Genomic DNA, 19,312 nt, shown 5'->3' with positions numbered 1-19,312 from the left:
TCTCAGCTCGCGGCGTCCTTGCGGGTGAGGAAGGCCAGTACCGCCGACTCGAATTCGTTCTTGCGTTCGATCATCGCCCAGTGCCCGCAGTTCGGGAACACGTGCAGTTCGGCGCGCGGAATCGTGCGCATCGGGATCAGTGCCATATCGAGGGGGCTCACCCGATCGTCACGTCCCCAGGTGATCAGCGTTGGCGCGGCCACCTTGTGCAGCATCGCCCACGGCGGCGGCGCGTCGGAGGCCTCCATCGCCTTGATCATCATCGCGAACGCGGCCTTGCTGTACATCCGGCGGGCACTGTCGAGGGTCGCGGGATCGGTGGCCTGGGTCCAGCGCTCCTCGATCAGTTCCTCGGTGACCATCGCCGGGTCGTACACCATCGAGTGCAGCCACTGGATCAGCCGCTCACGGGTGGGTTCCTCGGTGAACTCCTGCAGCAGCTTGATGCCCTCGCCGGGGCCGGGGCTGAACAGGTTGCGGCCGATGCCGCCGATCGTCACCAGCTTGCCGACCCGCTCCGGGTGGGCGATGGCGTAGTTGAGCGCCACCCCGCCACCCATCGAGTTGCCGATGATATCGACGCTGTCCAGGCCGAGCGCGTCGACGAAACGGACCACCGAATCCAGCGCGGTGATCATCGGATGTCCGCCGAAGTCGTCACTCACCCCGAAACCGGGGAACTCCAGGACAAGACAGCGGAATCGTTCCGCGAACACGGCGAGGTTGCCGCGGAAGTTGCGCCACCCGGTGACGCCGGGCCCCGATCCGTGCAGGAGCAGCAGCGGCGGTCCCTCGCCTGCCTCGTGGTAACGCAGAACGCCTGCGTCGGTGGTGATCTCGCGCAGCGTGCCCTCGTAGCTCAGGTCGGTCATGCGTGCGTCCCACCGTCGATGCGGATCTCGGTGCCGGTGATGAACGCACCGTCCTCGGAGACGAGCATGGCGATCACGCCCGCCACCGCGGCCGGGTCGCCCATGCCCGCGCCGCCGGATTCGAGGTCGGTCGGCAGGATCGGCGACAGCTTGCCGAACAGCGCCCAGTTGGCGTCGGAGGGCACGTATCCACCGGTGGCTTCGGTGATTCCGGACTTGATGCTGCCGGGCGCGACGCAGACCGCGCGCAGACCCTGGCCGCCGTACTCGAGCGCGATGGCGTGGGTGAAGGACTGGATGCCGCCCTTGCTCGCCGCGTAGGCCGCCATGTACGGGTGCGCGAACGCGGCCGAGGTGGAGCTGAAGTTCACCACGGTCGCGCGCGGGTTGGCCAGCAGCGTGGGCAGCGCCTCGCGAACCACCAGGAAGGTGCCGGTGAGGTTCACCCGGATGATCAGGTCCCACAGGTCGAGTGGGGTCTGATCGGTGTGCGAGGCACGCAGGATGCCTGCCGCGTTCACCAGTGAATCCAGGCCGCCGAGGGTCTCGATCGAGGATCGGACGCCTTGGATCACCGACTGTTCGTCGCCGATATCGATGGTGAGGGTGGTGAGCCGATCGGCGGTGCCGCGCTCGGCGGCCTGCGCGCTGGTCGCGGCGAGGCCCTCGGCCGACACGTCGGCGGCGACCACGCGGGCACCCTCGTCGAGCAGTCGCAGGGCGGTGGCCTGGCCGATGCCCGAGGCAGCGCCGGTGACCAGCGTCCGGTGGTTGTCGAGTCTGTTCATGGTTGTACTCCTGGTCTCGAGTGTCAGCCGAGCCGGCCGGGAACCGGTTCGTGGCGGAGCTGATCGGTCGCCAATACGCCCGCGCGGACTGCGTTCTCGACGGAATCACGCAGGGCGGGGCAGGTGGGGATCCAGTTGCTGTGCTCACCGAGTGCCGCGCGCCGAGCGAACTCGGGGCACGCGGACTCGGCGTTGTCGAGCCACTGGATGCTGGTGTGGCTCGGACTGAACTTCTCGGCGAGCACCTTGTTGCCGCAGGTGGCGCATTCGACGGGTTGCACGGCCGTTACCGCTCGCCTGCGGCGTGGCGCGCGCCGATGTACCCGAACACCATGGCCGGACCGATCGTCGCGCCGGCGCCGGCGTAGTCGTTGCCCATCACCGCGGCGGAGGTGTTGCCCGCGGCGTAGAGGCCGGGGATGGCGGAACCGTCCGCGCGCAGCACCTGGGCGTCGGCGTTGTAGACCAAGCCGCCCTTGGTGCCGAGGTCGCCGATCCGTACCCGCAGCGCGTAGTACGGGCCCTTGTCCAGCACATCGAGCGCGGGGGTGGCCAGGGTCGGATCGCCGTAGTAGTTGTCGTAGGCGCTGACGCCGCGACCGAAGTCCGCGTCGTGGCCGTCGCGGGCGAAACCGTTGAAGCGTCCGACGGTGTCGCGCAGCGCGTCGACGGGCACGCCGATCGCGGTGGCGAGTCCCTCGATGTCGGGCGCGGTCTGCATCAGGCCGGTCGTCAGCCAGGACGCCGGGAACTTCTGGCCGGGCACGATGCCACCGATGGGGTAGCGGCTCTTGGCCTTCGCGTCGAAGACCAGCCAGGCCGGATCGTGGCTGCCCTCGAGCTGGGCATGCACGAAGGTCACATACGGCGACGCCTCGTTGGTGAAGCGATTGCCGGTGCTGTCGACGATGATCGAGCGCGGGATCGACCGCTCCGACACCAGCACCTGGTTGATGCCTTCGGGGCGCTGGAACGACGGCATCCACCACGCGTCGTCCATGAGATCGACTGCCGCGCCGATCTTCTCACCCGCGATGATGCCGTCGCCGGTGTTGTCCGTCGACGCGGCGCTGAAGTTGTCGCGCCCACCCTCGGGCAGGTAGTCCTTGCGCATGGCCTGGTTGTATTCGAAACCACCGGTGGCCAGCAGCACACCGTCGCGCGCCTTGATCAGGATCTCGCGGCCGTCGCGTTCGGCGAGCACGCCGAGCACCGCGCCCGAGTCGTCGGTGATCAGCGAACGCAGCGGGGTGTCGAGCCACAGCGGCACCCCGGCATCGCGCACGGCCAGTCGCAGCCGGGCGATCAGTGCGCGGCCGAGGGTGTCCATGTGCCTGCGCATCATGATCGCCTTGACCGCCCGCAGGCCGGTCAGCAGCGCGGTCCAGCGTGCCTTCCAGGTGCGGGTCACCATGTTGAGCTGGACGAAGTCCTTCGAGGTGATGAACAGTCCGGGCGGTGTCGCCAGCGCGGCGGGACGCAGCAGATCCTCGTCCGGGCCGAGCTGTTTGAGATCGACCGGCAGCGGCTCGATGGACCGGCCCGCGGGCCGGCCGCCGGGCGCTTCGGGGTGGTAGTCGGAGTAGCCGGTGCACCACTGGAAACGCAGGTGCGGGCTGGTCTCGAGGAAGGCGAGCATCTTCGGGCCCTCGTCGATGAACGCGTCGAGGTTCGCCGACGGCACGCGGTCGCCGACGACCGCGTCGAGGTAGGCGCGCACATCGGCGCGGGAATCGCCGAGTCCCGCACGGAGCAACGTCGGATTGTTGGGCACCCAGACGCCGCCGCCCGAGAGCGCGGTGCTGCCGCCGTAGACGGAGGCCTTCTCGATGATCAGGGTGTCGAGGCCGCGGTCGGCGGCGGCGAGCGCGGCGGTCAACCCGCCCGCGCCGGTGCCGACCACGAGGAAGCCGACTTCGTGATCCCAGTGTTGTTCGGTCGCAGTCATTTTCGCCTCGCTCAGCCGACGACCATGTCGTCCTGGGACCAGAACGCGCGCATGCTCACGATGCGGGCGTCCTCGTCGAAGGTCATGACATCGATCGGATCGAGGGTGAAGGTCTGCTCACCGAACTTGGTGACCACCCGGAAGCTGAACGCGGCGCTGTCGCCCGAGACGCGGACCGAGAACAGTTCGGTCGAACGCTCCAGCGGCTCGATGTTGTCGTAGAACTTCTTGATCGCGGCGTGGCCGACGTGCGGTTCGCTGCCGACCGGGTCCTCCACCGTCGCGTCCTCGCGGTAGAGGGCGACGACGTCGGCGGCCGTACCGGTGCCGACGGCCTCCACATATTTGCGCACCGTCGCGCGAATGTCGTCCGCTGAAGCCATCGTGTCGCTCCTGAAAAAGTTGAAGGGGGTGAATATGTGAACAGAACCACATTCGGTGGCCCGAGTGACCGGCCCCTCCCGTCCAGCGGGAGGGACCGGGGTGGTCATTCGCCGAGGATGTGCCGCACGGCGAGGTGGCTGAACAGCATCGACGCGCCGATCGGGTTGCCGCCGCCGGGGTAGACCTCGCCGCTCACGGCGGCCATGGTGTTGCCCGCGGCGTAGAGGCCGGGGATCGGTTCGCCGTCGCGGCCGAGCACACGCGCGGCGCTGTCGGTGCGCAGGCCGCCCTTGGTGCCCAGGTCGGAGATGCCGAACGCCGCCGCGTGGTACGGGCCCTTCTCGATGGTCACCAGCGGCGGTTCGCCGTTGGAGAAGGCCCGGTCGTAGGCCTCGTCGCCACGTCCGAAATCGGAGTCGACGCCGGTGGCGACCATCCCGTTGAACCGCTCGACGGTGGCCTCCAGGTTCGCCGCGGGCACGCCGATCTTCTCGGCCAGCTCGGCGAGGGTGTCGGCGGTGTGCCACAGACCCGCGTCGACGTATTTCTCGGTCTCGACCATGGAGACGTTGGTGGCCTTGATCGGCGGCACCTCGCCTTCGGAGTCGTCGTAGATCATCCAGAACGGCAGGGTGAGCCCGCGGTCGTTCATCTGCCGGATCACGTCGCGGCCGAGCCGGTCGTAGGGGGCTGACTCGTTGACGAAGCGCTTGCCCTCCTGGTCGACGAAGATGCCGCCGGTGAACCAGAGCGCGAACGCCGAACGCCCGTCGGGATGGGTCAGTCCCGGCGACCACCACGCCTGATCCATCAGATCGGTGTCGGCGCCCGCCGCGATGCCCGCCTCGTGCGCCTTGCCCTGATTTCCCCAGGGCCCCATCGTGTCTCGCGCCTCGCCCGGCACGCCGTAGTGCTTGCGCAGCGCGTCGTTCTGCTCGAATCCACCCGCCGCGAGGATCACCCCGCGCCGCGCGCGGATCGCGACCCTGGCGCCGTCGCGTTCGACGATCGCGCCGGTCACCACGCCGTCCTCGACCACCAGTTGCACCAGCGGCGAGTTCAGGTGCAGCTGCGCGTGCGGATAGCTCGAGATCGCGCGCAGCATCCGGCCGATCAGCGCCTGCCCGCCGATCAGCAGGTCCTGCGGGGGAGCGCCGAGCCGGTCGGTGTCGAGCGTTCCGCGCAGTGATTCGCGCAGCGGGCCCATCTCGGCCGCCGGGAGCGGCGTCGGCATGATGTGGCGCTGACCGTCGAGCCGGGCCTTGGGCGCCTTACCGAAGTAGTCCGGCCACGGCAGCACCATGAACGCGAAATGATCGTCGGCTTCGAGGTATTCGATGAGATCGCGACCCCGTCGGACATAGGTCTGCTGCAGCTCGTCCGGGGTGCGGTCACCGACCACGGCCCTGTAGTAGGTGAGCGCGTCGTCGATCGTGTCGTCGGTGCCCTCGCGCTCCAGCACCGGGTTGCAGGGGAACCACACCCCGCCGCCGCCCGAATAGGCCGTCGTGCCGCCGAACTTGTCGGTCGCCTCGACCACCGCGACGCTGAGGCCCTCGCGGGCAGCGGTGTAGGCGCCGGCCAAGCCGCCACCCGATCCCGCGACCAGCACATCGACCTCTTCGTTCCAGTCCACCACTGTTTCCTCCTGATACCACCTCGAATTGCGCTCGACGGTAGGCCCGGCGCCGATGCCTGTGAGGTGGGTCTCCCGATCACCGGGAGGGCGAATGTGCCGGTCAGCGGGAAGGGGGCCTGCTCGAACGCGGTGCGTGTCCTTAGCGTCGCCCGCTGAGAAACCGGTCTCCATCGAAAGGTAGGCACTGTGAACCCCGAGACCCCATCGGCACCAGCGAAAGGCCCGGCCGACGTCGACGTGGTCGTCGTCGGTGCGGGCATCGCCGGCCTCTACGCGCTGCACCGCTTCCGCGGCAGCGGTCTCAGCGTGCGGGTGTTCGAAGCCGGCGACGGTGTGGGCGGCGTCTGGTACTGGAACCGCTACCCGGGCGCGCGCTGCGATGTCGAGAGCGTCGACTACTCGTACTCCTTCGACGACGCGCTGCAACAGGAGTGGAACTGGAGCGAGAAGTACGCCACCCAGCCCGAGATCCTGGCCTACCTCGAGCACGTCGCCGATCGCTACGACCTGCGCCGCGACATCGAATTCGACACGCGCGTCACCGACATCGTGCTCGACGAGCAGACCCTGCGCTGGCAGGTCGACACCTACACCGGCCGCGCGGTCTCGGCGAGGTTCGTCGTGCTGGCCACCGGGCCGCTGTCGAACGCGAACACCCCGGCCATCGACGGACTCGATACCTTCGCGGGGCAGATCCTGCACACCTCGCACTGGCCGCACGAGGGGGTCGATCTCGCCGGTCAGCGAGTCGGCGTGATCGGTACCGGATCCTCCGGCATCCAGACGATCCCGTGTGTGGCCGAACAGGCCGAGCGGTTGCACGTATTCCAGCGCACCGCCAATTACAGTGTGCCCGCGGGCAATACACCGCTGACCGAGCAGGACCGGGCGGCGCAGAAGGCGAACTATCCCGAGCGCAGGCGGCTGTCGATGGCCAGCGGCGGCGGTTCGCCCCACCAGGCGCATCCGGAATCGGCGGTCGAGGTGAGCGAGCAGGAGAGGCGCGAGGCCTACGAGAAGCGCTGGGCGCTGGGCGGTGTGCTGTTCAGCAAGACCTTCCCCGACCAGCTCACCACGCTCGCCGCCAACGACACCGCCCGGGAATTCTGGGAGGAGAAGGTGCGCTCCGTCATCGAGGACCCTGCCGTCGCCGATCTGCTCGTCCCGCACGATCACCCCATCGGCACCAAGCGGATCTGCACCGACACGAACTACTACCAGACCTTCAACCGCGACAATGTGAACCTGGTCGACCTCAAGTCGACTCCGATCACCCGGATCGACGCCGCGGGCGTGCACACCACCGACACGCACTACCCCCTCGACACCCTCGTGCTCGCCACCGGATTCGACGCGATGACCGGATCGGTGTCGCGGATGAACATCGTCGGCCGCGGCGGCGAGACACTCAACCAGGCGTGGCGCGAAGGGCCGAAAACCTATCTGGGACTGGGGATGGCGGGCTTCCCGAACCTGTTCAACCTCACCGGTCCCGGCAGTCCGTCGGTGCTGGCCAACATGGTTTTGCACTCGGAACTGCACGTCGACTGGGTGGCCGAGGCCATCGGCTTCCTCGACAGCAGGGGAGCGGTGGCGATCGAAGCGCGCCAGGACGCGGTGGCGGAGTGGGTGCGCGAGTGCGTCGACCGGGCCGCGGGAACGCTGATGACACAGGCGAATTCGTGGTATCTGGGCGCGAACATCGAGGGCAGGCCACGGGTGTTCATGCCCTTCGTCGGCGGCTTCGGTGTCTACGGCCAGATCATCGCCGAGGTCGCGGCCGCCGGGTACAAGGGCTTCGACGTCATCGAGGCGTGACAGACGACGACGGGGTGGTCCACAATGGACCACCCCGTCGTTCGTGTCAGGCCGCGAAGCCGCCGAACCCGCCCTTGTAGAACAGCAGCGGCTGGGCGCCCTCGGTCGCCCGCAGGTCACCGATGCGGGCGAGCACCACGGTGTGGTCGCCCGCATCGTGCTCTAGCTCCACCGTCACCTCGATCTGGGCCAGCGCCCCGGCCAGCGCCGGTGCGCCGTTGCCCGCCCTTTCCCACTCGATACCGGCGAACTTGTCGGCCCCGCTCACCGCGAACTGACGGCACAGCGCGCTCTGCTCCTGGGCCAGGATGTTGATGCACAGGGAACCCGCCTCGCGCAGCAGCGGCCAGCTGGTCGAACTCTTGGCCGGGCAGAACGACACGTACGGCGGGTCGAGTGACACCGACACCACCGACTGACAGGTGAAGCCGAGCGGTCGCGTCCCATCGTGGGCGGCGATCACCGCGACGCCGGTCGCGAAGTGCCCGAGCACTCTGCGCAGGTCGGCGGGAGCCGGGATACCTGCGTCGACGACGACGTTGTCCGCGTTCATAGTTGTCCTTCCGAACGGAATCCGATGCTTCCCAGAATCCGGGAAGATCGGGGAGCGGCTCAAGACCGCCTCCCGGTCAGTGGTTGCCGAAGGGGGAATTCCGTTAAGGCCGGTTGCTAGCATTCAGCCATGGCTAACCCTGACCCCGACTCCGGCGTGCCCAACCTGCCGCCGACCAGCTGGGCGGTGCTCGCCATGCTCTCGTACGAGGAGGAGATCTCCGGCTACGACCTGAAGAAGTGGGCGGACTGGAGCCTGCGCTACGTCTACTGGACGCCCTCCTACAGCCAGATTTACGCCGAGCTGAAGAAGCTCGAGCAGCACGGCTTCGCGAGCTCGCGGCTCGATCCGGACAACACCATGCGCGCCCGGCGGCTTTACCAGATCACCGCCGAGGGCCGGGCTGCGGTGACGACGTGGTGGAACAAGGCCCCCGTGGATCCGTCGGTGCTCAAACACCATGTGCTGCTGCGGGTCATGTTCGGCCACCTCGGTTCCCCGGATCGGCTCAAGCAGATCCTGCACGACCACATCGCCGACGTCGACAAGCTCGCGCAACGCGCCGCCATAGATGCCGAAGCCGCGAAATCCGAACCGGGCTGGGCCTACTCGCAGCTCGTGCTGCAATGGGCGCAGCGCCACTACGCGACCGAACGCGACCTCGCCCAGCAGCTGATCGACGACATCGACAACGCGGCCACCGTGCTGGCCGGTGCCGAACACGACGACCGCTCCGACTACCCCCATCCGACGCCGGGGCGCTGGCGCGAGATCGAACAGCGGGTGCGCGAGGAGGAAGCGGGTCCGCCGGACTAGTTCTGCCGGTGTGCGTGAATCTGCGCGTGCGCCTCTTCGAGGGAGGATCCCGCCAGGAGCGCGGTGACTCCGCTCGTGAAGTGGGGGCATTCGACGATGTCGGTATGCGGGCAGACCATGCCATGGGCGATGGCGTCGCGTGCTGCCGATGCCTGAGCGATCCGCTCATCCAACTCGGCGAGCTTGCGCTGGTACAGATCTCGCCACCCGGCCTCAGCCAGCGCACGAGAGGCGAAGAACGCCTTGATCTCTCGCAACGTGAAGCCGACGTTCTGTAGCGCCAGGACCACACCGACCAGGCCGACCGTCGGGGGCGGATACCGCCGCTGGCCCGCGACCCGGGCCGGTGGCGCGAGCAGGCCCAGCTCCTCCCAATAACGCAGCGCGGAAGTGGCGACACCGGTGCGGCTCGCCAGCTCGCCGATCGTCAGCTGGTCACTCATTTGACTTCGAGCGTACTTGAAGCCGTTGACTGGCGAGCATGGAAACAACAGCTGTCAAGCAGCACGCGATCACCTACTTGGTGCGTCAAGCCCGTCGTCCTCGGGGCGTGGTCGGCTGGATGGCCGGGTGGGTGTTCGATCTTCGCCCCTCCAATCGGCAGCGCAACAAATGGGCAGTGTCACTGCTGGATGTGCGGCCCACCGACCGGGTACTCGAGCTCGGGTTCGGTCCCGGCGTCGCGATCGCCGAGTTCGCCGAGCGGGCCACCCACGGCCAGGTCTTCGGCATCGACCATTCCCGGGCCATGGTCCGGCATGCCGCCCGCCGCAACGCCGTCGCGATCCGGGCCGGCCGCGTGCATCTCACGCAGGCGTCGGTGGCGCAGTTGCCGAGTTTCGGCGCTCCGCTCGATGCCGTACTCGCCGTCAACTCCGTGGGGTTCTGGCCCGACCCCGTGGAGCGGCTTCGCGAGCTGCGCCGCGTGCTCCGCCCCGAAGGACGCATCGCGCTCGTCAGCCAGCCCCGCACCCCCGGCGCCACCCGTGACACGACGGTCCGCGCGGCCCGAGAGCTCGAGGACCTGCTCACCCGAGCCGGTTTCACGGGTCTGCGAGTCGAAACACTCGACTTCGAACCGCCCGTCGCTTGTGTGCTCGCCATCAATCCGGGCGGCACGACCGCGTAGCTGCCCCGACCGCGACGGGTGCGTGGCTGAAGCCGTGGGGCACCGAATGACGCTTGCATTGCGCTGGTATCAGCCTGCTCAGCTACCGGCCGGAGCGGACGTTCTACGCCGGATCGAGCACGTCGCGCACCATCGCCCAGATGTGGGTACGCGCGGTGGTGGTGGCGGACAGGGACGGGATGCTGAGGAATCCGTGGAACAGTCCGTTGTAGCGGCGATGCCGGACCTCGACACCGTCACCCGCCAGGCGCTGGGCGTAGGCATCCCCGGCCGAACACGGCGGGTCCAGTTCGGCGGTGATCACCACCGCGGGCGGTAGACCGGCGAGCGAGGCCGCTCTGGTCGGCACCAGACGCGGATCGTCGGTGCCGTGCGGGGCGTAGTTCTGCCAGTACCACCGCATGGCGCTGGTCGTGTTGTAGTGGCCGGTCCCGAATTTCCGGTAGGACTCGGTGTCGAAGTCGTCGTCGATCACCGGATAGATCAGGATCTGTGCGGCGACTTCCGGACCACCGGCATCCCTCGCCGCGATGGCCACGGTGGCCGCGAGATTGCCGCCCGCGCTGTCGCCGGCCAGCGCGATCCTCGACACGTCGCCGCCATAGGCGCCTGCGTTCTCCGCGGCCCACCGCAGCGCCGCGAACATGTCGTCATGGGCCGCGGGCCCGGCGTGCTCGGGCGCGAGCCGATAGTCGACCGACACCACCACCGCACCGACACCCGCCGCCATCGAACGGCAGAACTCGTCGTGGCTGTCGAGGTCGCAGAAGACGAAACCACCACCGTGCGCGAACACGATCACCGGCAGTGACTCGCCGTCGTGGTGCGGGCGGAACACGCGCAGCGGCAGCGGGCCGCCCGGCCCGTCGATGGTGATGTCGCGCGCCTGTCGCATCTCGGGAAGTCGTTGCAGCGGGGCGCGTCTGGCGCGGATCGCGGCACGCACGTCGGCCGCCGCCATCGTGGCGACATCGGGGAATCCGGCATCGAGCGTAGCGAGCATCGCCGCGACTTCCGGATCAGGAACCGCACCCGGCCCGGTGGTCGGGAAAGTTCGCACAGTCACTGGTCCTCCTGATTGTCGGCGACGGAATCAGACGTCGTCGGCCTCACCGTAGGGCCGGTGTCCCACGATCGGCACCGCGTTCTCCCACTGGGCGGAAACACCAGGTCGATGCCCGCCGGTGAGCCCAAGGTCGGTGGATGACCACCCCGGACGAGCGGACTACGGGTGGCCCGCGCGCGGGCCGCCCTGCCTCGAACCACTGTGGGTACCCGACTCACCCGGTCGGGTCGGTTGACCGGCTGTCGTTCAATGCGGTTGCGTTACATGTTGTTCGGATCCGCGGTTCCCGGTCGTGGCGATGTGATGGGCGGCGAGATAGGCGAAGACGATGGCGGGTCCGATGGTGGCGCCGGGCCCGGCATAGGTGTGGCCCATGACAGGCGTAGCGGTGTTGCCGGCAGCGTAGAGGCCTTCGACGACGGTGTGGTCGGCACGCAGGACTCGGCTGTGCGTGTCGGTGACCAGGCCGCCTTTCGTGCCGAGGTCGCCGGGCACAATGCGGGCGGCGTAGTAGGGACCTGTGGCCAAGGCTCCGAGATTGGGATTGGGGTGTTGACGGGGGTCACCGTAGTAGCGGTCGTAGGCGCTCTCGCCTCGACCGAAGTCCTCGTCGACGCCGGTGCGTGCGAAGGTGTTGAACCGGGTCACCGTTGCAGTGAATTGCTCGGTAGGGACGCCGATCTTGTCGGCGAGTTCGCTGATGGTGGCGGCGCGGGTGAGCACGCCGGCGTCGAACCACCGCCGGGGCAGGGGCTGGCGTGGCGGGAGGCCGCCGAACAGGTAGCGGTTGCGGTAGCGCTGGTCGAAGACCAGCCACGCGGGCAGGTTCTCCGCAGGACCGTCGCCCTGTCCGTTTTCGCCGCCGTACATGCGGTGTACGGCATCGACATAGGGCAATGATTCGTTCATGAACCGCTCGCCGCGGTCGTTGACGATGAGGCTGCCGGGCAGATTTCGTTCGGCCAGACAGAACCACGGTTGACGAGGTAGCGGGATCGATGGCCCCCACCAGGCGTCATTCATGAAACCGGTCGCCGCGCCCACCGCGGCACCGGCCGCGATTCCATCCCCGGTGTTGGCGGCGGCGCCGACAGTCCAGTCCGAGCCGATGGGTGCGCGCTGATGCTGTTGACGGACAGCGGGATTGCGTTCGAAGCCGCCGCACGCCAGGATCACCCCGGCTCGCGCGGTGATGCGGTGTTCGTCGCCGCCACGGCGCACGATCGCGCCGGTGACTCGGTCACCGGTACGGATCAACTCGAGGAGCGGGGTGTCGAGCAGTAGCGGGACCCCGGCATCGAGCATCCCTTTGCGCAACATGGCACTCAACGCCTGCCCGCGAGCGAGCAGATGGCGGCCCCGGATACGGGCGGTGAGCCAACGGGTGGCGATTCGGATCGCGGACCAGGGCGCACGAGCATTGCGCACACCGAGGTGGATCTGACGGAATTCGGCCTGGGTCAGCACGAAGTTGCGGGGGGCCTTGGAGTAATCGGGTTCGAGAGTGGCCAACTCCGCACCCAGCACTGTGGCGTCGAAGGGGACAGGTTCGACGGAGCGGCCGTGGCCGCGCCCACCTTCGGTCTCGGGGTAGTAGTCGCTGTATCCGGGCACCCACCGCATCCTCAACGGGCTGTGGGCAGTGAGGAAGTCGAACACCGCCGGCCCGTTGTCGATGTAGGTGTCGATCTTGTCCTGGTCGACCACCGGGCCGATGATGGTGGTGAGGTAGGTGCGCGCGGCCTCGAGGTCGTCATCGGGCGCGTCCCGGCGCAGCACGGAATTGCCTGGAATCCAGACTCCGCCTCCGGACCGGGCGGTCGACCCGCCCCAGCGGGTGGCCTTTTCGGCCACGAGCACCGAAAGCCCGTGGTGGGCAGCGGCGATCGCGGCGGTCATCCCGGCGGCGCCGGAACCGATTACCAGCACGTCCACGGTGTCGGTATCGCTATGTTCTTGTTGCATCGCTGGTGAATTCCTGTCTGTGAAACATGATGGGAGGCAGGGCGATCACGCTTGCGCGCGACGCCATCGGCGGTCCTGGACCGCGGCGAGAGCGGCTTCCATGCACACCGGCAGCGAGGCCGCCGGGTCTTGGGCACGTAGCCATCGCAGGAGGCCGAATTCCGCGGCCGCGAGCATCAGATGCACCAACAGCCCCGGCGTGGGATCGGTCTCGGGATCGCGCGACATCCGGTGGGCGACAAGCTCGACCAGGCGGACCCGATGATCGGGCGGGACCAAAGCGACCCGCTCCAGCAGATGCGGTGCGGTCATGAACGCCGCCCGCCACTGCTCGAGCTCCTCGACCGCCAACGACGTCGAGCGCGCCAGGATCGCCCCCGCCAACGCGACATCGGCCGGCTCGGTTCCTGGGCGGGTTTCCAGCAAACCGGCGATACCGCTCCCGCCCTCCCGCACCGGTTCCAGGAGCAGATCCTCCTTGTTCCGCACATGCCGGAAATATGTACTCGGCGAAACCCCGGCCGCCGTCGCGATCTGCTCGGTGGTCACCACCTCGAATCCCGATCGTGCGAACAACGCGTAGGCCGCCCGCTGAATCTCGTCGCGAACCCGACGACGCTGCCGATCACGCAGTGACACTGCGCACCACCCTTCGAGAACTGTGCGGCGAACGATCCGCCGCGTCCATGGTGAAAGTATCACCCGATATGACAGAGACTATCAAGATGGCTGTGAATGTCATATAGTTGGCGACGATCGTGAAACCGCGTTCTCCCACTGGGCGGAAACACCAGGTCGATGCCCGGTCGGCGGCTACCTACGGTCGGTGGATGGAAGCCACGAAGGTCTACGTGATCGACACCGTAGTGACGAAGCCAGGGCGAGCCAGGGAATTCGTCGACGCCTATCTGCGCGACTACGCGCCGGGCGCGCGCGAACGCGGCATGACCCTCGAAAGGATCGTGGTGAGTCCGCCCGTGTGGTTTCCGGACGAGTCGAACACGGTCATCGCCAGTTGGGTGCTCGACGGCGCGCCGGGGTGGTGGGCGATGACCTGGAAGGGGCGTCCTGACGAGTCGGTGCGGCAGTGGTGGGCTTCGGCGGCGGAGCTGATCGTGGAACGGACTCGCTCGACCGGTGCGCTCGCTGCCGATATCGAAAGGCTCGGCAATGTTTGACGTGACTCGGCTGGTTCATCTCTCACCCGACACCGATGACACGGCGCGCGACCGGTTGATGGCCCGGCTGCGTGGAATCGCCGCCCCGGCAGCGCGTCGCGTGCTGGTCGAGCCGACCTTGCCGGGCGTGCGCAACGGTGGTGACGTCCTGGTGCACTTGCGTTTCGACCGTTCCGCCGACTGGACGGGGCCAGTGGCCGAGATCGACGCGCTGCTGAGCGAGAACCCGGTCGCCCATGTCGACGGCGCCGAATACCAGGGCGGCACAGCCGGTATCGCCGAGCCGGACGCTACCGGGTCGGTGTACCGGGTACTGCTGCTACGAGTCGCGCCGGACACACCGCGCGCGACGGTCGAGCGCTTCGAAGCCGACCTGCTGCGGATGCCCGACTACCTGCCTGGCATCCGGTCCTGGCAGTTGAGCCGGGTCACGCGCGGCACCGGACTCTCGCCATGGACGCACGTCTGGGAACAGGAGTTCACCGACCTCGACGCGCTCACCGGCCCCTATCTGATGCATCCCGTGCACTGGGCGCACGTCGACCGCTGGTTCGATCCCGAATGCCCTGACGTGATCGTCCGCGACCGCGTCTGTCACAGCTTCTGCGTGAACAGTCCGGTCTGATCGCACTGATCGTCCGCGAACCGCTGAACCGGACGGTCTGAGACCTCGCGCCGGTCGCCGCCCGCGTTCGGACGGCGACCGGGCGACGCGTGATCACGCCGTACGCGGCCCACGCTGGTCCGCGTACGGACGCGAAGCCCCGAGCGGACGCGGATGCTGCTGCAACGTCGGATGCACCCGCACCCGCCCGTCGTCGACGTGGCGCCAGATATTGAGCGCGGTGGTGCGGATCGGCGCGCTGAGACGGTGATCGAACAGCATCCGATCCACCGGCCCGCACACCGATACCGCCGCCACCGCGGCCTCGCCGAGATCGCCGATGGGCGCGGCGATGCAGCCGAAGCCGGGCAGCGATTCCTCGCGTTCGACGGCGATCCCGTGCGCGCGCACCTTGTCCAGTTCGGTGTCGAGCTGGGCCTTGCTGGTGATCGAGTAGCGGGTCCGCGCACCGGCCTGGCCTGCGAGGGCCTCGGCGACGCGGCGCTCGTCGGAGTAGGCCAGGATCGCCTTGCCGACCGCGGTACAGGCCGCCGGCCGCCTGCCACCGACGCGGGTGGGCACCACGGCCGACAGTTCACCGCCGACCTTGTCGAGGTAGACGACGTCGGGCCCGTCCAGCACCGCCAGGTGCACGACGAACCCGGTGACCCGGTGCAGCTCGTGCAGGAACGGCATCGCCGCGCGGTGCAGCCGGTCCTGATGCACCGCCAGCGAGCCGAGTTCCATCAGGCGGATGCCCAGCTCGTAGTCGCGCCCCTCGCGACGTAGCCAGCGCAATTGCACCAGCCGGTCCAGCATGCGATGCGCCGAGGACCGGGGTAGGCCGGTGCGCCGGACGATCTGGGCGAGGGTGAGCCTGCCCGGGCCGTCGAAGGCGTCGAGCAGCAGGGACGCGCGATCGAGGATCGCGCTCGGGGTGGTGGCCTCGGCCTGGATGACCATGAGCTCTCCATTCGGATCTACGAGCTGATGCCCACTCGCATATTTCGATTAGGCATATACCTATTCATACCATCCGTTGTGGTCGTTGTCACATGATTCGTCGGTTTCGTCTGAAAACGACGACAGCCCCCGGTCCGAGCGGGGTGCTCGGACCGGGGGCCGTCGTGGGCTGTGGGCGGACTACATCGCCGCGAGCGGCTCGCTACCGGACCAGTCGTGGCCCCAGTAGCTGTCGGCGGTGATCTCCTCGGCGCTGTAGTAGGTCTCGTCGACCCGCATGCCTTCGGTGCCGAACTCGATGTCCCAGCCGCCGGGCGCGCGGACGTAGAACGACACCATCTTGTCGTTGGTGTGCCTGCCCAGCGTCGAGGACACCGAGAAGCCGTCCTTGGTCACCCGGTCCAGGGCCTGACCGACCGCGTCGAGCGAGTCGACCTCCACCATGATGTGCACCAGGCCGGGCGCGCCGCCGTGCGGAGCCGGGCACAGTGCCAGGCTGTGGTGGCGCTCGTTGACACCGAGGAACCGCACCCGCATCGGGCCGAACTCCGGCGGCGCCGGAATGCGGAAGGCGCCGCGCGGCAGGAATCCGAGCACGTCGGTGTAGAAGCCGAACGCGCCGTTGGGGTCCATGGTCGGCAGCACGACATGGCCGAGGCCCTGTGCGCCCGTGACGAACTTCGCGCCGAACGGGGTCACCACGGGACTGTGATCGAGGACCGCGCCGTGGAAGATCTCGAGGGTGGCGCCGGTCGGATCCTGGAAGGTGATGACCTCCTCGACCCGGCGCGCGTCGGCCTCTTCGACCGACAGCGGTTTCACCGCGATCCCGGCGGCCGTGACGGCTTCCTGCACGCGGACGAGCGCCGCGTGGTCGCGAACTTCCCAGCCGATCGTCACGATGGCGTCGCTGTCACCCGGCACGATCGTGATTCGCGCCGCGCGCTCGTCCATCCGCAGGTACAGCGCGTCCTCGTCGGGCCCGCTGCCCTGGGCGAAGCCGAGCACCTCGAACGCGAACTTGCGCCAGCGGTCCATGTCGGCGGTCTGGATCTTGACGTAGCCGAGGCCTTTGATGTCTGTCATTTCCGTTGTCCTTCTTGGTATTCGGGTCAGATCATCGAGCGCAGAGTGGCCGCGGGCTCGAGACCGAGGGAGCTGACGGCCGAGGCGTGGTACACCGTGCTCGGCACATGGATGGCGTGCGCGAGGCCGACGTGCGCGTCGCGCCAGTAGCGCTGCAGCGGCTTGTCGAGCCGCATGGCATTGCCGCCGGAGCGGGCGAAGATCTCGTCCACGGCCGAGACCGCGCGCCAGGCGGCGCGGACCTGGGTGCGCCGGACCGCGGCCCGCTCGGCGAAGCTGATCTCCTTGCCCGCGTCGACGGCGTCGAAGATCTTGTCGGCGTTGGCGAGCAGTTCCTGGCGCGCGGCGTTGATGTCGGCGGCGGCCTCGCCGATGGCGAACAGCACGTACGGATCGTCCTTGACCGCGGTGCCCTGCGCGCCGACCCGATCGCGCTGGTAGTCCAGGTGCGCGGCCAGCGCGCCCTCGGCGATGCCGACCACCGCGGAGCTGATGCCCAGCGGGAACATCGTCGACCACGGCATCTTGTACAGCGTCTCGGTGACCCCGTATTCCTTCTGCGCGGTGCCGTCGATGACGTGGTCGCCGTTCATCACCCGGTAGTCGGGCACGAACGCGTCCTTGACGATGATGTCCTTGGACCCGGTGCCCTTGAGACCGACCACATTCCAGGAGTCCTCGACGATCTGGTAGTCCTGGCGCGGCAGGATCATGTGCAGCATCGTCGGCGGCATGGCTATCTTGCCCTCGGTATCACTGAGCATGGCGCCGAGGAAGATCCAGTCACAGTGGTCGGTGCCGGAGCTGAACTGCCAGCGGCCGTTGAAGATGTAGCCGCCGTCGACCGGACGGGCGATGCCGGTCGGCGCGTAGGGCGAGGCCATCCAGGTGTCGTGGTCGTCGGCCCACACCTCGTCCTGCACCTTCGGATCGGCGAAGGCCAGCTGCCACGGGTGCACGCCGACGATGCCGGCGATCCAGCCGCTGGCCGGGTCGAGCGCGGCGGTGGCCATCACTGTCTCGGCGAACTCGCGCGGGTGCGCCTCGTAGCCGCTGTACTTCTTCGGCTGCAGCAGGCGGATCGGGCCCGCCGTCTTGAGCAGCTGCGCCGTGGCGTCGGGGAGCTGCCCGAGACGCTCGGCCTCGGTGGCCTGATCGCGCAGCTTGTCCGCGATCGCGGCGATGTTGTCGAGAACTCTGGTCATCTTCGGTGATGCTTTCTGTTCGGAGTGGTCGGGGGTCAGGACATGGTGTTGATGACGGCGCCGCGGGCGATGTTGTCGGCCACCTCGGCCTCCCAGCTCGTCACCGCGCGTTCGGTATCGATCTCGAACTCGAACCGCTTGGTCATGTCCTCGGTGACGTCATCGACGTCGACATAGAACTGCTTGTACCAACGGCGCAGCTGGTACACCGGGCCGTCCTCCTCCGACAACAACGGATTGTCGATGGGCGCCTTGTTCTTCCAGATCTCGACGTCCTGCTCGAAGCCGTACTCGACGCCCTGCGCGAACTGCGCCGCCATCGCGTTGGCGTCCTCGTCGGACATGCCCTGCGGCTTCTTGACCATCGCGCCGTACTGCAGCACGAACGAGTTCTCGTCGACCGGGTAGTGGCAGTTGACGAGCACGGTCTCGATTGTCATCCCGTTGGATTCGCTCCACAGCCAATCGAGCATGTACGACGGACCGAAATACGACGCGTCCGAGCGCAAGGCGGAATCCGGGTCGTCGTAGCTGGTGCCGACGGTGACATCGTGGCGCGGGGTCGACCGCATGTACTGGGTGGCGACGTGGCCCTCGAAGACGTTCTTGAAGTACCGCGGGAAGGAGAAGTGCACGTAGAAGAAGTGCGCCATGTCGACGACATTGTCGACGATCTCACGGCAGTGCGAGCCCTCGATCAGAATCGAATTCCAGGTCAGGTCGGTCCATTCCGGGGTGCCGTAGCCCTCGATCTCGGGAATGGTCACCTCGTCGGTGGGCTTGGAGCCCTGCGGATCGTGCCAGACATAGAGCTGGCCGTTGCGCTCGAGCGTCGGCCAGGTGCGGGTCTTGGCGAGCGGGGGCACCCGGCGCGCGTACGGAATGGCCGTGCACTTGCCGTTACCGCCCCAGCGCCAGTCGTGGAACGGGCAGGCGATCGAATCGCCCTTGATGGTGCCGCGGGCGAGATTGCCGCCCATATGACGGCAGTAGCCGTCGAGCACGTGTAGCGCGCCGTCGGATTCGGACTGGAACACCACGAGCATGGTGCCGAAAGCCTTCACCTCGTGCGGTTGGCCGTCGCGGAACGACGAGAGCAGGCCGAGGCAGTGCCAGCCGCGGGCGAACCGAGTCGGCGCCGCGGCGGCCTCGATCTGCCGGTAGTCGGCGGTGGTGTCCTGCGATCGGCCGTTCGGCGAGTTCTCCGGCATCGAAACCTCCATGTTCGGACGGAGTGGGGATGAGCTGCGCCGATGGTCGCGCCGCGCGGGGGTCCTCGGGGCGTGGTGTTCCCGGTC

General features: G+C 68.0%; 20 protein-coding genes. 5 read left to right on the top strand and 15 right to left on the bottom strand.

The window, feature by feature from the left end:
* Positions 1-2: 2 nt before the first annotated feature.
* The 6 genes from ACWZHB_RS14260 to ACWZHB_RS14235 form a co-directional block, all read right to left on the bottom strand.
* The gene (locus tag ACWZHB_RS14260) at positions 3-872 is read right to left on the bottom strand and encodes an alpha/beta fold hydrolase (protein WP_427908419.1); all 870 of its coding nucleotides are present in this window, start codon (positions 870-872) and stop codon (positions 3-5) included.
* Positions 869-1,660 carry an SDR family NAD(P)-dependent oxidoreductase gene (locus ACWZHB_RS14255; RefSeq protein WP_427908418.1) on the bottom strand — a complete coding sequence of 264 codons (792 nt, stop codon included), beginning with the start codon at positions 1,658-1,660 and terminating at the stop codon, positions 869-871. The genes ACWZHB_RS14260 and ACWZHB_RS14255 overlap by 4 nt, the downstream gene beginning before the upstream one ends.
* A 23-nt stretch (positions 1,661-1,683) precedes the next feature.
* Positions 1,684-1,941 (bottom strand): hypothetical protein, encoded by a 258-nt coding sequence (locus ACWZHB_RS14250; RefSeq protein ID WP_427908417.1) that lies wholly within the window; start codon positions 1,939-1,941, stop codon positions 1,684-1,686.
* Between the two features lie 5 nt (positions 1,942-1,946).
* Positions 1,947-3,608 carry an FAD-dependent oxidoreductase gene (locus ACWZHB_RS14245; RefSeq protein WP_427908416.1) on the bottom strand — a complete coding sequence of 554 codons (1,662 nt, stop codon included), beginning with the start codon at positions 3,606-3,608 and terminating at the stop codon, positions 1,947-1,949.
* 11 nt (positions 3,609-3,619) lie between these two features.
* Entirely contained in the window at positions 3,620-3,991 is a 372-nt protein-coding gene (locus tag ACWZHB_RS14240) for a nuclear transport factor 2 family protein (RefSeq protein WP_427908415.1), read from the bottom strand.
* Between the two features lie 104 nt (positions 3,992-4,095).
* Positions 4,096-5,631: an FAD-binding protein gene (locus tag ACWZHB_RS14235; RefSeq protein WP_427908414.1), complete on the bottom strand. Its 1,536-nt coding sequence runs from the start codon at positions 5,629-5,631 to the stop codon at positions 4,096-4,098.
* 186 nt (positions 5,632-5,817) lie between these two features.
* Between ACWZHB_RS14235 and ACWZHB_RS14230 the strand changes: the two genes are divergently transcribed.
* A complete protein-coding gene (locus tag ACWZHB_RS14230; RefSeq protein WP_427908413.1) occupies positions 5,818-7,449 on the top strand; it encodes a flavin-containing monooxygenase in 1,632 nt (543 codons plus the stop codon).
* Positions 7,450-7,495: 46 nt separating this feature from the next.
* Here the strand turns inward: ACWZHB_RS14230 and ACWZHB_RS14225 are convergent, their stop codons facing one another.
* The gene (locus ACWZHB_RS14225) at positions 7,496-8,002 is read right to left on the bottom strand and encodes a flavin reductase family protein (RefSeq protein ID WP_427908412.1); all 507 of its coding nucleotides are present in this window, start codon (positions 8,000-8,002) and stop codon (positions 7,496-7,498) included.
* 129 nt (positions 8,003-8,131) lie between these two features.
* Between ACWZHB_RS14225 and ACWZHB_RS14220 the strand changes: the two genes are divergently transcribed.
* Positions 8,132-8,818 carry a PadR family transcriptional regulator gene (locus tag ACWZHB_RS14220; RefSeq protein WP_427908411.1) on the top strand — a complete coding sequence of 229 codons (687 nt, stop codon included), beginning with the start codon at positions 8,132-8,134 and terminating at the stop codon, positions 8,816-8,818.
* On the opposite strand, the gene ACWZHB_RS14215 is transcribed toward ACWZHB_RS14220, so the two are convergent.
* The gene (locus ACWZHB_RS14215) at positions 8,815-9,261 is read right to left on the bottom strand and encodes a MerR family transcriptional regulator (RefSeq protein WP_427908410.1); all 447 of its coding nucleotides are present in this window, start codon (positions 9,259-9,261) and stop codon (positions 8,815-8,817) included. The two genes, ACWZHB_RS14220 and ACWZHB_RS14215, sit on opposite strands and share 4 nt — an antisense overlap.
* Before the next feature lie 38 nt (positions 9,262-9,299).
* Here ACWZHB_RS14215 and ACWZHB_RS14210 point away from each other — a divergent pair, with 38 nt between their 5' ends.
* Positions 9,300-9,947: a class I SAM-dependent methyltransferase gene (locus ACWZHB_RS14210; protein WP_427908409.1), complete on the top strand. Its 648-nt coding sequence runs from the start codon at positions 9,300-9,302 to the stop codon at positions 9,945-9,947.
* 103 nt (positions 9,948-10,050) lie between these two features.
* On the opposite strand, the gene ACWZHB_RS14205 is transcribed toward ACWZHB_RS14210, so the two are convergent.
* From ACWZHB_RS14205 to ACWZHB_RS14195, 3 genes are all read right to left on the bottom strand, one after another.
* Positions 10,051-11,013: an alpha/beta hydrolase gene (locus ACWZHB_RS14205; protein ID WP_427908408.1), complete on the bottom strand. Its 963-nt coding sequence runs from the start codon at positions 11,011-11,013 to the stop codon at positions 10,051-10,053.
* A 246-nt stretch (positions 11,014-11,259) separates the two neighbouring features.
* Positions 11,260-12,978 carry a 3-oxosteroid 1-dehydrogenase gene (kstD, locus tag ACWZHB_RS14200; protein ID WP_427908407.1) on the bottom strand — a complete coding sequence of 573 codons (1,719 nt, stop codon included), beginning with the start codon at positions 12,976-12,978 and terminating at the stop codon, positions 11,260-11,262.
* 45 nt (positions 12,979-13,023) lie between these two features.
* The gene (locus ACWZHB_RS14195; protein ID WP_427908406.1) at positions 13,024-13,617 is read right to left on the bottom strand and encodes a TetR/AcrR family transcriptional regulator; all 594 of its coding nucleotides are present in this window, start codon (positions 13,615-13,617) and stop codon (positions 13,024-13,026) included.
* Positions 13,618-13,808: 191 nt separating this feature from the next.
* Here ACWZHB_RS14195 and ACWZHB_RS14190 point away from each other — a divergent pair, with 191 nt between their 5' ends.
* Both ACWZHB_RS14190 and ACWZHB_RS14185 read left to right on the top strand, forming a co-directional pair.
* Entirely contained in the window at positions 13,809-14,156 is a 348-nt protein-coding gene (locus ACWZHB_RS14190) for a hypothetical protein (RefSeq protein WP_427908405.1), read from the top strand.
* The gene (locus ACWZHB_RS14185) at positions 14,149-14,781 is read left to right on the top strand and encodes a Dabb family protein (RefSeq protein WP_427908404.1); all 633 of its coding nucleotides are present in this window, start codon (positions 14,149-14,151) and stop codon (positions 14,779-14,781) included. Before ACWZHB_RS14190 ends, ACWZHB_RS14185 begins: the two co-directional genes overlap by 8 nt.
* Before the next feature lie 93 nt (positions 14,782-14,874).
* On the opposite strand, the gene ACWZHB_RS14180 is transcribed toward ACWZHB_RS14185, so the two are convergent.
* The 4 genes from ACWZHB_RS14180 to ACWZHB_RS14165 all read right to left on the bottom strand — a co-directional run bounded on the left by ACWZHB_RS14180 (position 14,875) and on the right by ACWZHB_RS14165 (position 19,225).
* On the bottom strand, positions 14,875-15,723 hold the full coding sequence (locus tag ACWZHB_RS14180; protein WP_427908403.1) for an IclR family transcriptional regulator: 849 nt from the start codon (positions 15,721-15,723) through the stop codon (positions 14,875-14,877).
* Between the two features lie 180 nt (positions 15,724-15,903).
* Complete coding sequence (gene bphC / locus ACWZHB_RS14175) at positions 15,904-16,809, bottom strand: biphenyl-2,3-diol 1,2-dioxygenase (protein WP_266289632.1); 906 nt, start codon at positions 16,807-16,809, stop codon at positions 15,904-15,906.
* A 26-nt stretch (positions 16,810-16,835) separates the two neighbouring features.
* Positions 16,836-18,014 (bottom strand): acyl-CoA dehydrogenase family protein, encoded by a 1,179-nt coding sequence (locus ACWZHB_RS14170; protein ID WP_427908402.1) that lies wholly within the window; start codon positions 18,012-18,014, stop codon positions 16,836-16,838.
* Positions 18,015-18,049: 35 nt separating this feature from the next.
* Positions 18,050-19,225: a Rieske 2Fe-2S domain-containing protein gene (locus tag ACWZHB_RS14165; protein ID WP_427908401.1), complete on the bottom strand. Its 1,176-nt coding sequence runs from the start codon at positions 19,223-19,225 to the stop codon at positions 18,050-18,052.
* Positions 19,226-19,312 lie beyond the last annotated feature (87 nt).

This window comes from Nocardia sp. FBN12 (assembly GCF_054031145.1).
Note: the sequence above shows the minus strand (reverse complement) of the source record. Positions and strands in the feature narration are given on the sequence as shown.